This window comes from Comamonas aquatica, assembly GCF_018064205.1.
GTDB classification, from domain to species: Bacteria; Pseudomonadota; Gammaproteobacteria; order Burkholderiales; family Burkholderiaceae_C; genus Comamonas; species Comamonas aquatica.
In genome coordinates this window covers 3,118,560-3,132,899 of record NZ_CP072916.1, presented here as the reverse complement: position 1 = coordinate 3,132,899, position 14,340 = coordinate 3,118,560, and the positions used below count along the sequence as shown (strand labels likewise).

Here is a 14,340-nt window from a genome sequence, read left to right as displayed (position 1 = left end):
AGCCCCGCAGCAGCAGGTGCTGGCGGGGCTGGAAGGCAGGCCGCCTGCGCCGGGTGCAACCCGGGCGCTGGCGGTGTCGTGCCGGCTTAGTAGGTGAACTTCAGGGTGGCGACCGCCGAGCGGCCGGCCCCGATGTTGGCGTAGTGTGGCGAACGCACGCCGGAGTAGTACACCTTGTCGGTCAGGTTGTAGACGTTCAGCTGCAGCGCCAGGTTGGGGTTGAACTGGTAGCTGGCCATGGCGTCGTAGCGGCTGTAGCCGGCCACGCCCTTGGTCACGATGCCCTGGTCCACGCCGGAGCGCACATAGCCCTGGGCGACTTCGCTTTGGGCGTACAGCCCCAGGCCCAGCGTCAGCTTGGCCATGGGCTTGTAGCTGGCCCACAGGCTGAAGCTGTGCTTGGGCGTGTTGGGGAAGGGCAGGCCGTTGCCGACGTTGTTCAGGCCCAGATCCTTTTGCTCGCTGTCCATGTAGGTGTAGCCACCGAAGACGCTGAGCTGGGGCAGGATGCGGCCGCTGAAGCCCAGTTCCAGACCGTTGACCACCTTGTTGCCGCCCATGTAGGTGACGCCGTTTTCGGTGATGCGCACGTTGGTGACTTCATTGCGGAACAGCGCGGCATTCAGGCTCAGCTGCTGCTGCAGCACCTCCCACTTGGTGCCCAGCTCGATGGAGCGTGTCTTCTCGGGCTTCAGGTCGGCCAGGGCGTTGGTGGTGGTGCTCAGGTCTTCGTTGCCGTTGCCCAGGGTGGAACCACCGGGGCGCGACGAGGTGCCGAAGCTGGCGTAGATGCTGCCGTTGGTGGCGGGCTTGTAGACCAGGCCCAGCTGGTAGTTGTACAGCGTGTCCGAGCGCTTGAGGTCGTACGCAGGGTAAAGCAACGTGGCGCCACGCCGGCTTTCAGGGCCGGAGGCGCTCAGGCGGTAGTGGTCCACGCGCAGGCCGGCATTCAGCAGCCACTGGTCGTTGAACTTCAGGGTATCGAAGCCGTACAGGGCCGTGGTGTCGATCTGGCTGAGCGTGGGCTGCGCGGGCAGTGTCCAGGCAAAGTTCCACGGCACGGAGCTGTCGGGGTTGTCCAGCGGCGTGCACCACATGTTGCCTGGGGCGGGGCAGGGGGCGATGGGGTTGCCTTGCTGCACGGCCGAGGACTTCACATCGGACTTTTCCTTGGAGAGCTCCAGGCCGAAGGCATAGCTGTGGGCAATCGTGCCGGTCTGGGCCTTGCCGGTGAATTCCGAGACGTTCTGCAAGGTGCGTACATCGGCCAGGCGGGCATTGCCGCGGCGGTACACATAGCCGTTCAGGACGTTGCCCTTGCTGTCATCGGGCTGGGTCCACACGGTGTCCTGCTTGGACTTGCTGTAGCGCAGCGTGTTGCGGAACTTGTTGTGCTCGGTGAACTTGTGCTCGATCGAGGCGGAGAACAGATCGCTTTCTTCCTTGCTGTAGTCGCGGTCCTTCAGGCCATACCAGTTGGCGCGGTTGCTGCCATAGGTGGGGCGGATGACGCTGCCGCCGGGCAATTGGGTGGCATTCGTGGTGCCGGCACCATTCGTGCTGCTGGAGTACAGGTAGGGGACGCCGCCATCGGGCATGTCATCGGTCTGCAGGTGCTGCCACGACAGGGTCACTTCCGTGGGCGTGCCCATGCCGAAGGTCACGGTCGGTGCAATGCCCCAGCGCTGGTTCTCGGGGCCGTTGCGGCCGGGCACGTCGGCATCGTGCGCCATGGCGTTCAGGCGGAAGCCGATGGTCTCGCCCAGCTTGCGGTTCAGGTCCAGTGTGGCGCGCTTGTAGTTGTCGGTGCCCAGGCCCACATCGCCGCTGATGAAGTTGTCGGCCTTGGCCTTCTTGGTCGTCAGGTTGATGGAGCCGCCCGCGCCGCCACGGCCGGCGTAGGCCGAGTCGGCGCCCTTGATGACTTCCACCGATTCCAGGTTGAACACCTCGCGGGTGCCGGCGGCGATGTCGCGCAGGCCATCGACGAAGGTGCTGGACTGGGCGTCGGCGCCGCGGATGAAGGGCTGGTCGCCCGTGGGGCTGCCGCCTTCGCCATTGCCGAAGGTGATGCCGGGGGTGGCCTTCAGCGCTTCCTGCAAGCTGGTGGCGCCGCTTTGCTTGATCAATTCTTCATTGATCACCTGGACCGTCTTGGGGGTGTCGAGCAGCGGGGCCGTGAACTTGGCCGAAGGGGCGGTGTCGACTTTCAGGGACGGTGTGGCGCTTTCCTGCACCGTGACGGTGGACAGGGTGGCGTCTTGGGCAAAAGCGGACGCACCGACGACACACAAACCCGTGGCCAAGGCCAGCTGGGTGAGTTCGCAGTGCAGTCCGGCCTTGTTGTATGGTTTTGTGGCGTTGGACATGGGAATTTCGCGATGAAAAAAGCCCCTGGGCAGGGGGTGGCGCGAATTCTAAGCGTGATTGATAACAATTCTTTTTTACTTTCTTGTTGATCTGGGTCAGCGTTGCCTGGGGGCAACAGCTGCGGGCGCTATGGGGGACTTGAATTGCCACCAAGTGCCTTCATATGGGGGGCGAGCCGGGTTTCCGGCGTGGTGTGACGGATCGAAACAGAAGACGCAACTCGATAGAAAAACATGAGCAAGCAAACCCATTCCTTCCAGGCCGAAGTCGCGCAACTGCTGCACTTGGTGACGCATTCGCTGTACTCCAACCCGGAGATTTTTATGCGCGAGCTGGTGTCCAACGCTTCGGACGCCTGCGACAAGCTGCGCTTCCAGGCGCTGAACGACGCCAGCCTGTATGGCGACCAGCCGAACCTGGAAGTGCGCATCGCCTTTGACGAGCAGGCCAAGACCATCACCATCACCGACACCGGCATCGGCATGAGCCAGGCTGAGGCCATCGAGCACCTGGGCACGATTGCCAAGAGCGGCACCAAGGCCTTCGTCGAGCAGCTGTCGGGCGACCAGAAGCAGGATTCGCAGCTGATCGGCCAGTTCGGCGTGGGCTTTTACTCGGGCTTCATCGTGGCCGACAAGATCAGCGTGGAATCGCGCCGTGCCGGTCTGCCCGCCAGCGAGGCCGTGCGCTGGACCAGCGGCGGCACGGGCGACTTCGAGGTGGAAACCATCACCCGCGAGGCGCGCGGCACCAGCGTGATCCTGCACCTGCGCGACGACGCCAGCGAATTCCTGAATGGCTGGAAGCTCAAGCAGCTGATCACCAAGTACTCCGACCACATCAGCCTGCCCATCCTGATGGAAAAGGAAGAGTGGAAGGACGGCGAGAACGATCAGCCTGGCGCCATGGTCAAGACCGGCGAGTGGGAAACTGTGAACAAGGCCAGTGCCCTGTGGACCCGTGCCAAGAAGGACGTGACCGAAGAGCAGTACAAAGAGTTCTACAAGGCCATCAGCAACGACTACGCCGATCCGCTGACCTGGAGCCACAACCGCGTCGAGGGCAACACCGAGTACACGCAGCTGCTGTACATCCCCGGTAAGGCCCCGTTCGACCTGTACCACCGTGAGAAGAAGGCGGGCGTGAAGCTGTACGTCAAGCGCGTCTTCATCATGGACGACGCCGAAGCGCTGCTGCCCGGTTACCTGCGCTTTGTGAAGGGGGTGATCGACTCGGCCGACCTGCCGCTGAACGTCAGCCGCGAGCTGCTGCAGGAAAGCCGCGACGTGAAGCTGATCCGCGACGGCTCGGTCAAGCGCGTGCTGGGCATGCTGGAAGACCTGGCCAAGCACGATAAGCATGAAGCATCGACCGATGCCGATGGCGTGACCGACGTGGTCAGCGAAGAGGACAAGGCCAAGGAAGGCAAGTACAGCCAGTTCTACGCCGAGTTTGGCGCGGTGCTCAAGGAAGGTCTGGGCGAGGACTTCGCCAACAAGGAGCGCATTGCCAAGCTGCTGCGCTTTGCCTCGACCACCTCGGACGGGGTGACGGTCTCGCTGGCCGACTACAAGGCGCGCATGAAGGACGGCCAGGAGGCCATCTACTACATCACCGCCGACACCCTGGCAGCCGCCAAGAACAGCCCGCAGCTGGAAGTCTTCAAGAAGAAGGGCATTGAAGTCCTGCTGATGACCGACCGCGTGGACGAGTGGGCGCTGAACTACCTGACGCACTTTGACGGCACCCCGCTGCAGTCCGTGGCCAAGGGCGCCGTGGACTTGGGCAAGCTGCAGGACGAGGCCGAGAAAAAGGCCGCCGAGGAAGCCGCTGAAGCCTTCAAGCCGGTACTGGCCAAGCTCAAAGAAGCGCTGAAAGACAAGGCCGAGGACGTGCGTGTGACCACGCGCCTGGTGGACTCGCCGGCTTGCCTGGTGGTGACCGATGACGGCATGAGCCAGCAGCTGGCGCGCATGCTCAAGCAGGCCGGCCAGGCCGTACCCACCAGCAAGCCCGTGCTGGAAGTGAACCCCGAGCATGCCTTGGTCAAGAAGCTGGACGGCAGCGTGCACTTCCACGATCTGGCGCACATCCTGTTCGACCAGGCCCTGCTGGCCGAAGGCGGCATCCCCGAAGATCCGGCCGCCTACGTCAAGCGCGTGAACGCCCTGCTGGTGTAAGCCGCCAGCCGCGCGTTCCCTCCACGTCCGCTCCAGTAGCCCCGGCTGCTGGAGCTTTTTTTATGCTTGAAAAGCGGGTTGACCCTTATCCATCAAGCGCAGGGTGCTATGTAATCTGCCAATCACCGTGGTGTGACGGGGTGGGTGGCTGGCGCCGGCAACGCCGCCAATCCTGGAACACCGGCCCTGGAACACCGGCGTTTGGCAGGGTTTCGGAGGCCGCGCACAATCGGGGCATGCATACACACACCGTTTCTTTGCGCCGGCTGGGCCTGCTGGGCGTGCTGGCCCTGACCGCCTGTTCCCCTTACGTGGGGGTGGGCGTGCCTGTGGGGCCGTTCAACGTGGGGGTCGGTGTGGGCTCGGGCGGTGTGTCGGCCGGGGTTGGCACGGGCGTCGGGCCCGTCGGAGTGGGCGTCGGTGTGGGCTCCAGCGGCCAGGTGACCGGGCATGCGGGCGTGGGCACGTCGGTGCCGGTCGGCGGCGGTGCGCACGTGGGCGCCGGGGTAGGGACGTCCACCGTGTTGCACGCCCCCGGGGCTGAGAGTGCCCCGACTGCATCGCCCCCCACGCCGGCAGCTGCCGCGCCCGAGGCCACGACGCCGCCGCTGCAGTGGCGGGATGCCCACGGCAACGTGGTGCCCGAATGCCGCGTGCGTGGGCGCTGCTAGGCGCTCGCCCGCCGGCTAGTCCTCGCTGATGATCCGGTTGCGGCCGCCGCGCTTGGCGCGGTACAGGCGGGCATCGGCCAGGGCCAGCAACTGGTGGCTGCCGGGCACTTCCTGCGGCGTGGCCGCGGCCACCCCCATGCTGACCGTGACGAAATCCGTGGCCTGGGCCTGCACATGGGGCATCTGCAGGCCGGCAATCGCGGTCTGGATGTCGTGGGCCAGCTTCAGGGCGCCGGAGACCGGGGTGTTCGGCAGCAGGCAGACGAATTCTTCGCCGCCATAGCGCGCCACCATGTCGCCGGGGCGCTGCAGGCACTGAGCGATGGCCTGGGCCACCAGCTGCAGGCATTCGTCGCCGCGCAGGTGGCCGTAGTGGTCGTTGAAGGCCTTGAAATCATCCACATCGATCATCACCAGCCCCAGGGGCTGGTTCTGGCGCTGCATGCGGCTGAATTCGCGCGATAGCATGGTGTTGAAGTAGCGGCGGTTGGCAATCCCGGTCAGCCCATCGCTGTGGGACAGGCGCTCCAGCAGATGCCGCTGGCGCACCAGCTCCAGGTGGTTGCGCACGCGGGCCAGCAGCACGGCGGTGCGGAAAGGCTTGGCAATGAAGTCCGCGGCCCCCATGTTCAGTCCGACTTCCTCGGCGCTCATGTCCGAGATGGCCGTCAGGAAAATCACCGGGATGTGGGCGGTGCGTGGCTCGCTCTTGAGACGGCGGAACAGTTCGAAGCCATCCATGCCGGGCATCAGCACGTCCAGCAGGATCAGGTCGGGGTTGTACTGCAGGGCCAGTTGCAGGCCCTCAGTGCCCGAGGTGGCGGTCTGCACCTCGCACAAAGTGCTGATCACGCTGGCGATCAGCGTGGCATTCATCTCCACATCGTCAATCACCAGCACCTTCTGTGCGTGGGTGGTCGCCAGCAAGTGAGGGTGAATGGGCTGCAGACTTGCGTGGGACATGGCGGGGCTCAGGCTTGGGAAAAACACGCTGGGCAATAGGTGCGCAACTGTGCCACGCCATCTTCCGCGCAATCTGCAATTTGTTGTGCCAGTGTGGTTGTTTGGGCGGCGTCGGCGGCCTTGAGCGCGGTCGACAGGGCGGACGACAGGAAGCCCAGGCGCATCAGCCCGAAGGTGGCCGCCGTCCCGGACAGCTTGTGCGCTTCGGCACGCATGGTCAGCCAGTCGTGCTGGGCAGCCAGGGCGGGCAGGCTGCGCGCCCGCTGCAGGCTGTCGTTGGCAAATTGGGTCACGAGCTGCTGCAGCTTGTCGGGATTGAACAGCTGTGCCAGGGCGTCGATCGCGGAGGCGTCGAACACCAGGGGTTGGGGCGGGCTGGGGGGCGCGGCATCGCTGCCGTCTTGGCGGCCGGTGGGCGCCCCAGGGCTGGCGGCCAGCCATTGCTGCAATGCGGCGTGCAAGGACGACTCCAGCAGAGGCTTGGACAGGTGGGCATTCATGCCGGCGGCCTTGCTGCGCTCCATGTCCTGCACCCCGGTGTGGGCGGTCATGGCGATCACCGGCACGGATTCGAAGCCGGGCATCTGGCGCAGTGCCTTGGTGGCGCTCAGGCCATCCATGTGCGGCATCTGCACATCCATCAGGATGCAGTGGTAATGGCCCGGGCCCACGGCCTGCAGCCGCAGCAGGGCCTGCACGCCGTCTTCGGCCGCCTCGGTCTGCAGGCCGGCCGCGTGCAGCATGCCCTCGACCACTGCGCGGTTGAGCGGGTGGTCGTCCACCACCAGCACGCGTTGCCCTTGCCAGGTGGTGGGCGTGGGGGCGTGCGTGCGCTGTACGGGCGTGCGGGCGGGCTCCAGCAAGGCGGTGAACCAGAAGGTGCTGCCCTGGCCCAGCTGGCTTTTGACGCCGGTGTCTCCGCCCATCAGCTTGGCCAGCGCGCGCGAGATGGTCAGCCCCAGCCCGGTGCCGCCAAAGCGGCGGGTGATGGAGTTGTCGGCCTGCTGGAAGGCCTGGAACAGCAGGGGCATGCGGTCGGCGGGAATGCCGGGGCCGGTGTCCTGGACGCTGGCGTGCAGGATGATGCGGTGCAAGGTGCTGCTGGGGGCCAGGTGGATGGCGATGCGGATCCAGCCGGAGGCCGTGAACTTGATGGCGTTGTTCACGTAGTTGAGCAGGATTTGCGCAATCCGGTGCGGATCACCGCGCAAGCTGTCCGGCACCTGGGGGGCGATGTGGTAGTCCAGCGCCAGGCCTTTGTGGCTGGCATCTTCGCGGCACATGCTCAGCACATCCAGCACCACGTCGTGCAGACTGAAATCGGTGCTTTCCAGCTGCAGCTGGCCGGCATCGATCTTGGAGAAATCCAGCACTTCATTGACGATGCCGCGCAGGTGCTGGCTGGCGCGCAGCACGCTTTGCAACTGCTCGTGCTGCGTCTCGGGCAGGTTGGCCTTGAGCAGCAGCTGCGTCAGGCCCAGGATGGCATTGAGCGGGGTGCGGATCTCATGGCTGATGCTGGCCTGGAGGTTGGATTTCTCCTGCGCCACCAGTTCGGCCTGGCGCTTGGCTTTTTCCAGCGCCAGGGACTGCATCACCTCCTTGGTCACATCCAGCCAGACGCCGTTGAAGACCACGCAGCCATCGCCTTCCATGTGGGGGTTGGCGCGGGTCTTGATCCAGCGGGTGACGCCGTCGGCCATGCGCATCGAGACATCGAAGTCCACCGGGGTGAGCGTCTGTGCGCTGTCCTGGAAGTGTTGCCGCGCCGTGGCGGTGGCGTGGGCGTCGTAGTGCTTGATGATCTGGGCCACCGTGCCGGTCTGGGTGTCCTTGTCCTCGCTGGCGCCCATGCCCATGAGCTGGGCCCACTGGGGGCTGACGAAGGTCAGCCGCCACGCGCCATCGGGTGTCATGCGCATCTGGAACACCGCGCCCGGCAAGGCGCTGGTCAGTTGCAGCAACTGGTCGGTCAGCAACTGGTTGTTCTGGTGCTGGACCAGGGCCTGCTCCAACTGCTCCGCCTCCTGCAGCGACTGGCCGAAACTTTGCAGGGCCCGTGCCATGGAGCCGATCTCGTCTTGCCGGTGTTGGTCGGCGATGGGCGTGTCGTACTGCTGCCGGCTCATGCGCTGCATGCTGCGTGTCAGCCGCCCGATGGGGCGCGACACATGCAGCCAGGCGATCCAGGCGGTGCCGGCGCACAGCAGCAGCAGGCTCAGCCAGCCAGCCCAGGTGGCCTGGCGGATGGTCTGGGTCGTGTCCATCGCCATCTGTTGCGTGCTCTGGGCCAGCACATGCTGGGCATCCACGCGTAGGGCCTCGACCTCGGTGTGCAGCAGGGCAACTGCCGGGTTCAGGCTCAGGGTCAGGCTTTGCAAGGCCTGGTCGCTGTGCCAGTGCAGGGTTTGCTCAATGATGCGGCGGGCGATTGCAAAGCTGTGGCGCGCCTGCATCAGCACGGTATCCAGGCGGAACTCATAGCCTGGCAAGGCAGGGTACAGGCTGTGCAGGGTGCGCTCGAACGATTGCTGGGTCTGGTCAAGCTGCTCTGCGCTGGCCTGTGCCTGCCCGGTGCCCGGGGCCCTCAAGCTGGCATGCACCAGGCTGGAGGCGTCGGTCAGGTGCTGGCGCACCTGGCTGACCTTGTCCGCCACCAGGACTTGCTGGTCCAGCAGGGCGTGGTACTGGCCCTCGATGCGCTGCATGTGCCATGTGGCATACAGCGTGATGATGCCCGATACCGCCCCCAAGCAAGCGACCAGGGCAACGATTTTGGCAGTCAGGCTGGAAAAGGAAAGCTTCATGGCCAAGGGCGCGGCATGGGCGGATGGAACAGGGTGGCGGGCCGAATGGGGCTCAAGTATGGCAGGCACAGCCTGGCATAGGCCAGGCGATGGCCCCCGTGGCCGACGGACGGAGCAGGCCAGGCCCCCGCGATGGCCGTGGGCTGGCGCTGCGCGGACCGCGTGCCGGATCGGCATGCCCGTCGCCGTGCCTGCCGGGGGGGCCTAGGCCGTGGGTGCTGTGGCCGCTTCCGGGGCCGGCAGGATTTCCATGCGGTAGCCCAGGCCGTAAATCGCGCTGAGCTGGTAGATCTGGCCCTGACCATGGAACTGGCCCAGCTGCAGCTTGGTGCGCAGGCGCGAGGCGTGGGTGTCCAGGGTGCGCGAAGGCGTGGGGGTGATGCTGCCCCAGACCGCTTCGGTCAGGTGGTTGCGCGACAGCAGGCGGCCGCAGTTCTGGAACAGGAACTCGGCCAGCTCGTACTCGCGGTGCTTGAGCTCGATCGGCTGGTCGTGCAGGTACACCGTGCGTGCCACGGGATCGAGCCGGTAGGGCTCGAAGTCCAGGCGCATGGTGGTGACGTCGGGGTAGGCGCGGCGCATCAGGGCGGTGACGCGGGCCATGAGCTCCTGCACGCGCAGGGGCTTGATCATGAAGTCGTCGGCCCCGGCATGGAAGGCGGCGACGATGTCCTGTTCCTCGTGGCGCTGGCTGGCAAACAGGATGGGCAGCTTGCTGCCGCCCGCTTCGCGCAGGGCGCGCACCACGTCAATGCCACTCAGGCCCGGGAGCAGCCAGTCGACGATCAGCAGGTCAAAGCTTTCGCGACGCATGGCGCGCAGCAGGTCTTCGCCCGTCTCAAACAAGATGGTGGCATGACCCATTTGGTGAATCGTGGCCTCCACCAGCCGTAAAAAAACCGTGTCGTCGTCGAGAACAGCAATGCGCATGGTGGCGTTTGTAACAAAAAATTTCACATGATGGTGTGCGGCAATGCAAATGAATGCAAAAACGCCAGGAACGCCCGATGCAGGGACCCTTTCTCAGGCCCCATTTTGGCCCAGGATGGAGCGCTCGCCCGCCGAAGTGCACGCTTCAAGTCTAGCGAAAGAGTGCGTGCCAACTAAGTGGTGGGGGTGCTGGCGTGACCGGTGTGCAACTGTCCCAGGGCTTCGAAGGGCAATTGCTGCTTGACCAGGATGACGGTGCACGGGGCATCGCGGGCCACGCGCATGGGCACCGTGGCAATCAGGCGCTGCATGTGCAGGCCGTGCGTGGCCGCGCCCAGAATGATCAGCCCGACGCTGTTGCCCTCGGCATAGCGCACCAGGGCCTGGGCCACGTCGCTGGCTTCGAGCACGTGGAAGCTGATGCCATGGCCGGCGCTGTCCAGCCCCTGGGCCCACTGCTTGAGCTGGGCCAGGTGCGTGCGGTGCAGCTGGGTTTCGCTGCGCCGGCTGTCGGTGCTGCTGCTGGCCGAGGGCGAGATCACGGTAACCACCGCCAACCGGGCCCCGGGGCGGGTGGACAGCGAGCGTGCCACGGCCTGGCGCAGGCTGTAGAGGGTGGCATCGCTGACGTCCTTGTGCGGCAGCGCCACCATCAGGATCGGCACTTCGGAGATCTGCTGTGTGGGCAGCGGGCTGGGGCGGTACTCCATGCCGGCCGCGCGGATCCAGCGGCGCAGCTGACCCCACAGCGGCAGGCCACGCAACCGCAGGCCACGGCGCGTGATCGGAACCTGCCCGGGATTGGCCAGGTCGAAGGCCAGCTCGGCCGCCGTGGCATAGCGGTTGGCGGCCTCGGGCTCCAGGCAGCGCAGGATGATCTCCTGCAGCCAGTCGGGCACGTCGGCGCGCAGGGCGCGCGGCGGCGTGGGGGCCATCCACATGCGCTGGCGCAGGCCGCCATCGGTGCTGGGGTTGCCGAAGGGCAGCTCGCGCGTGGTCAGCTCGTAAAGCATGACGCCGATGGCGAAGATGTCGCTGCGCAGGTCGCCGCGCACGCCCACGATCTGCTCGGGTGCCATCCAGGCGGGAGAACCCACGGCCTTGCGCAGCTCTTCGGCCAGCAGGTCGGGGTAGTGGGCGTGGCAGGACAGGCCGAAGTCCAGCAGCACGGCGTTGCCGTCGTCCTGGATCAGTACGTTGCCGGGCTTGAGGTCCAGGTGGCAGCAGTTCTGCTGGTGCAGGCTGTGGGCGGCCTGGGCCATGGCGGCGCCCAGTTGGGCGATGGTGGCAATCGGCTGTGCGCCGGGCTGGTCCAGCCAGTGCTGCAGGGTGTGGCCGGGCATGTGCTCCATGACCAGGTAGGGCAGGCGCAGCAGGTCGCCGGCCGCGACAAAGCGGGGCACGTGGGGGCCGTGTAGGGCCGGCAGGATTTGCAGCTCCATCTCGAAGCTGACGATGTTCTCGGCCCCGTCGCCGGCCGTCATGCGCGGGATCTTCATCACCATCGGGAAGCCCGGGCTGCTGCCGGGGCTGCGCGGCTGGGCGTAGGTGACGGTGTAGATGTGGGCCATGCCGCCGGCATGGATGCAGTCATGCACCAGGAAGCCATCGACTTCGGTGCCGGGTGCCTTCTTCATGGCCGTGCCGTTCCCTGGTGCTTCGGGGATCTGTGGGGCGCGCCCAGGCCCGGGCGGCGGGGCGGGGTCTGCGGGCTCATCGGCCTTGCTCCAGGCGCTCGGCAAACTCCGGCGGCATGCCGCTGCGCTGTACGGCCTGCACGGCGGCCGCATGGTCGTAGGGCACGCGGTAGAAGGTCAGGGTGGCGGCGCTGTCGTCGTACAGGGCATACATGGCGCGCAGGTCGCCGTCGCGCGGCTGGCCGCAGGCGCCGACGATGCCCAGCCACTGGCGGTGGCTGGGTACGGGAATGGGCACGCCGGGCTGCGGCACGAAGCGCATGAGCTTGGCCGTGGGCGTGCGGTAGTACAGCGCCTGCTGGTGCACATGGCCGCTGAAGACGTAGCGGATGCCGGGGTCCAGGTCGCTGGCAGCGGCCATGCTGCGCTCGGCCATGACGCTGTTTTCGACGTAAGGCCAGCGCTCGGGCTGGTGGGCGCTGGCATGCACCAGCAGGATGCGGCCGTGCGGGGCCAGCAGCGGCAGGTGCTGCAGGAAGTCCTGGTGGTGGCGGCCGAGCTGGTCGTGCGTCCACTGCGCGCCCTGTTCCCCTTGGTGCTGGATGTGGCGGGGCGGGTGCAGCGCCACGTCATCGTGGTTGCCGCGCACGGCCCAGGCGCCTTGCTCGACGGCCTGCATGACCGTGTCCAGCACCTCGGCGGGCGAGCCGCCGTAGCCGACCAGATCACCCAGGAATGCTAGCTGCGTGGCGGACTGGGCGCGGGCGTGGTCCATGCAGGCCTGCAGGGCCTGGAGGTTGGCGTGTATGTCGGAGAACAGGGCCAGTTTCATGGACGACATGCTGCGCCTCCAAGCTGGCGGCTGGCTTGCAGTGTGCCCTGGGGCTTTCCCGGGGATGGAAAAAGATAGCTGGTTGCGCTTGCTCAATGCGGATTTGCAAAGCAAATGGCTATGAAATCCAGCCATGCAGCGCGCAAGCAGCTCCTTTTTCTGAATCCGAGGAGGCGGGGTTTGCTGGCACACTGCGCAGGCCATGCCGTTTGACCCTCCCGTTTTCACCCAGGCCTGCGAAGACCGCGACTTTGCCGAATGGCACCAGGGCTGCGCCTGGTGCGCCGTCTGGGTGCTGTGGCTGCGCGCCCCGGCGCTGGCGCAGCGCGTGCAGCGGGCGCGCCAGGCCTTGGGCCCCCGGCTGTGGCCGGGTTATGCCCGCCAGCCGCATGTCACGGTGGCCTACCGGGGATTGATGGCGCAGGGGGCGGGCCCAGCGGCCGCCACCTTCGGGGTGGCGCAGTTGCGCGCCGACATCGCCGGCCTGCAGCATGCGCCGGCGTGGCCGCGGGTGCTGCGCGTGCAGGGCAGCGGCAGCTTCAGCACCGTGCCCTACCTGGGGCTGGATCCGGCCGATGCCGTCGCCCTGCAGCCGCTGCACCAGGCCCTGGTGCCCGAGCCGCCAGCCCCGGCGTGGCACTACGTGCCGCACGTGACCCTGGGCCACTATGCCCAGAGCGTGCCGATGGCGCCCATCCTGCACACCCTGCAGGCCGCGCTGGCCGGCCTGGCGCCACTGGCGTGCGCGGCGCCGCAACTGTGGCTGGTGCGCTACCGCACGCACGCCTTCGCCGGCCCCCTGGTTGCCGAAGGCTGCCTGGACCTGACCACGCGCCGCTACACCGCCTTGCCGGGGGCGCTGCTGCGGCCCTGAAGGCGCAGCCCCCGGTGCACGCAAAAAAGCCGGGCTGGGCCCGGCTGTGGGGAGTGGGTGCTGCGGGCTCAGACCAGGGTCAGCGTCACGTCGATGTTGCCGCGCGTGGCGTTGGAGTAGGGGCAGACCTGGTGGGCAGCGTCGACCAGCTTCTGGGCCTGTTCACGGTCCAGGCCGGGCAGGCTGATTTTCAGGCGGGCGGCGATGCCGTAGGCATTGGGGATGGTGCCCAGGTCCACTTCGGCGTCGATGGCCACGTCCTGGGGCACGGCGATGCCTAGCTTGCCGCCCACGGCCTTCAGCGCGCCGATGAAGCAGGCCGAGTAACCGGCCGCGAACAGCTGCTCGGGGTTGGTGCCCGTGCCGCTGGTGCCGGGCGAGGACAGCTTCACATCCAGGCGACCGTCATCGGTGCGCGCGGCGCCATCGCGGCCGCCGGTGGTGTGGGCGCGGGCGGTGTAGAGAACTTTTTCCAAAGAGGCCATGGTGTGCTCCTGACAAAGGGCTGAGGAATCGCTTCAGGACGAAGCGGGGGACAACGAAAGGGGGGCGGCCAGGCGGTCGCGCAGTTGCTGCACCTGGGCTGTCAGCGCCTGCAGCTCGGACAGTGTGCACTGGCTGTGCTGCAGCACGCAGGCGGGAATGCCTGCGGCCTGAGCCTGCAGGGCCCGCCCGGCGGGACTGAGCGTGACGCGCACGCGGCGCTCGTCGGCCGCGTCGCGCTGGCGCTGCAGCCAGCCGGCGGCTTCCATGCGCTTGAGCAGGGGGGTGAGCGTGCCGGAGTCGAGGAACAGGCGCTCGCCCAGTTCCGACACCATCAGGTCATCGCGCTCCCACAGCACCAGCAGCACCAGGTACTGCGGGTAGGTCAGGCCCAGGCCTTCGAGCAGGGGCTTGTACAGCTTGGTCATGGCCAGCGACGCCGAATACAGCGCAAAGCACAGCTGGTGGTCCAGTTGCTGGGCGCGGGCATCAAGGCCGGGTGCGGTGGAAGTCATGGGGGTAAATGTAGTGCTTAATTAAATTGTGTGCAATTTAATTGTGAAATCCATGCCGACAGCAAGGTCAGCACACGG

At 66.6% G+C, this 14,340-nt stretch carries 12 protein-coding genes; 4 read left to right on the top strand and 8 right to left on the bottom strand.

Going from position 1 to position 14,340, the window contains the following annotated elements; genetic code table 11:
• Window positions 1-86: 86 nt before the first annotated feature.
• Window positions 87-2,369, bottom strand: a complete 2,283-nt coding sequence (locus KAQ61_RS14730) for a TonB-dependent receptor (RefSeq protein WP_210929667.1) — start codon at window positions 2,367-2,369, stop codon at window positions 87-89.
• 234 nt (window positions 2,370-2,603) lie between these two features.
• Here KAQ61_RS14730 and htpG point away from each other — a divergent pair, with 234 nt between their 5' ends.
• Both htpG and KAQ61_RS14720 read left to right on the top strand, forming a co-directional pair.
• Window positions 2,604-4,550 carry a molecular chaperone HtpG gene (gene htpG / locus KAQ61_RS14725; RefSeq protein ID WP_210929666.1) on the top strand — a complete coding sequence of 649 codons (1,947 nt, stop codon included), beginning with the start codon at window positions 2,604-2,606 and terminating at the stop codon, window positions 4,548-4,550.
• Between the two features lie 236 nt (window positions 4,551-4,786).
• Complete coding sequence (locus tag KAQ61_RS14720) at window positions 4,787-5,221, top strand: hypothetical protein (RefSeq protein ID WP_210929665.1); 435 nt, start codon at window positions 4,787-4,789, stop codon at window positions 5,219-5,221.
• Between the two features lie 15 nt (window positions 5,222-5,236).
• Here KAQ61_RS14720 and KAQ61_RS14715 read toward each other — a convergent pair whose 3' ends face one another.
• From KAQ61_RS14715 to KAQ61_RS14695, 5 genes are all read right to left on the bottom strand, one after another.
• Window positions 5,237-6,184: a diguanylate cyclase domain-containing protein gene (locus KAQ61_RS14715; protein WP_042418402.1), complete on the bottom strand. Its 948-nt coding sequence runs from the start codon at window positions 6,182-6,184 to the stop codon at window positions 5,237-5,239.
• Window positions 6,185-6,192: 8 nt separating this feature from the next.
• On the bottom strand, window positions 6,193-8,991 hold the full coding sequence (locus KAQ61_RS14710; RefSeq protein ID WP_210929664.1) for a response regulator: 2,799 nt from the start codon (window positions 8,989-8,991) through the stop codon (window positions 6,193-6,195).
• Window positions 8,992-9,195: 204 nt separating this feature from the next.
• A complete protein-coding gene (locus KAQ61_RS14705) occupies window positions 9,196-9,921 on the bottom strand; it encodes a response regulator transcription factor (RefSeq protein ID WP_043381862.1) in 726 nt (241 codons plus the stop codon).
• A 173-nt stretch (window positions 9,922-10,094) separates the two neighbouring features.
• The gene (locus KAQ61_RS14700; protein WP_210929663.1) at window positions 10,095-11,558 is read right to left on the bottom strand and encodes a serine/threonine protein kinase; all 1,464 of its coding nucleotides are present in this window, start codon (window positions 11,556-11,558) and stop codon (window positions 10,095-10,097) included.
• 76 nt (window positions 11,559-11,634) lie between these two features.
• Complete coding sequence (locus KAQ61_RS14695) at window positions 11,635-12,390, bottom strand: metallophosphoesterase family protein (RefSeq protein ID WP_154164102.1); 756 nt, start codon at window positions 12,388-12,390, stop codon at window positions 11,635-11,637.
• On the opposite strand from KAQ61_RS14695, the gene KAQ61_RS18985 reads away from it, so the two are divergent.
• Entirely contained in the window at window positions 12,389-12,514 is a 126-nt protein-coding gene (locus tag KAQ61_RS18985) for a hypothetical protein (RefSeq protein ID WP_255446796.1), read from the top strand. The genes KAQ61_RS14695 and KAQ61_RS18985 overlap by 2 nt on opposite strands.
• 78 nt (window positions 12,515-12,592) lie before the next feature.
• Window positions 12,593-13,264, top strand: coding sequence for a 2'-5' RNA ligase family protein (locus tag KAQ61_RS14690; protein WP_210929662.1), 672 nt, complete (start codon window positions 12,593-12,595; stop codon window positions 13,262-13,264).
• A 68-nt stretch (window positions 13,265-13,332) separates the two neighbouring features.
• On the opposite strand, the gene KAQ61_RS14685 is transcribed toward KAQ61_RS14690, so the two are convergent.
• Both KAQ61_RS14685 and KAQ61_RS14680 read right to left on the bottom strand, forming a co-directional pair.
• Window positions 13,333-13,749, bottom strand: a complete 417-nt coding sequence (locus KAQ61_RS14685) for an organic hydroperoxide resistance protein (RefSeq protein WP_045265983.1) — start codon at window positions 13,747-13,749, stop codon at window positions 13,333-13,335.
• A 33-nt stretch (window positions 13,750-13,782) separates the two neighbouring features.
• Window positions 13,783-14,262, bottom strand: a complete 480-nt coding sequence (locus tag KAQ61_RS14680; protein ID WP_210929661.1) for a MarR family winged helix-turn-helix transcriptional regulator — start codon at window positions 14,260-14,262, stop codon at window positions 13,783-13,785.
• Window positions 14,263-14,340: the final 78 nt, after the last annotated feature.

What these genes read in the sequence shown, in the direction of transcription:
- KAQ61_RS14730 (WP_210929667.1), bottom strand. Translation starts at nt 2,369, where the DNA reads ATGTCCAACGCCACAAAACCATACAACAAGGCCGGACTGCACTGCGAA.
- htpG (WP_210929666.1), top strand. Translation starts at nt 2,604, where the DNA reads ATGAGCAAGCAAACCCATTCCTTCCAGGCCGAAGTCGCGCAACTGCTG.
- KAQ61_RS14720 (WP_210929665.1), top strand. Translation starts at nt 4,787, where the DNA reads ATGCATACACACACCGTTTCTTTGCGCCGGCTGGGCCTGCTGGGCGTG.
- KAQ61_RS14715 (WP_042418402.1), bottom strand. Translation starts at nt 6,184, where the DNA reads ATGTCCCACGCAAGTCTGCAGCCCATTCACCCTCACTTGCTGGCGACC.
- KAQ61_RS14710 (WP_210929664.1), bottom strand. Translation starts at nt 8,991, where the DNA reads ATGAAGCTTTCCTTTTCCAGCCTGACTGCCAAAATCGTTGCCCTGGTC.
- KAQ61_RS14705 (WP_043381862.1), bottom strand. Translation starts at nt 9,921, where the DNA reads ATGCGCATTGCTGTTCTCGACGACGACACGGTTTTTTTACGGCTGGTG.
- KAQ61_RS14700 (WP_210929663.1), bottom strand. Translation starts at nt 11,558, where the DNA reads ATGAAGAAGGCACCCGGCACCGAAGTCGATGGCTTCCTGGTGCATGAC.
- KAQ61_RS18985 (WP_255446796.1), top strand. Translation starts at nt 12,389, where the DNA reads ATGGACGACATGCTGCGCCTCCAAGCTGGCGGCTGGCTTGCAGTGTGC.
- KAQ61_RS14695 (WP_154164102.1), bottom strand. Translation starts at nt 12,390, where the DNA reads ATGAAACTGGCCCTGTTCTCCGACATACACGCCAACCTCCAGGCCCTG.
- KAQ61_RS14690 (WP_210929662.1), top strand. Translation starts at nt 12,593, where the DNA reads ATGCCGTTTGACCCTCCCGTTTTCACCCAGGCCTGCGAAGACCGCGAC.
- KAQ61_RS14685 (WP_045265983.1), bottom strand. Translation starts at nt 13,749, where the DNA reads ATGGCCTCTTTGGAAAAAGTTCTCTACACCGCCCGCGCCCACACCACC.
- KAQ61_RS14680 (WP_210929661.1), bottom strand. Translation starts at nt 14,262, where the DNA reads ATGACTTCCACCGCACCCGGCCTTGATGCCCGCGCCCAGCAACTGGAC.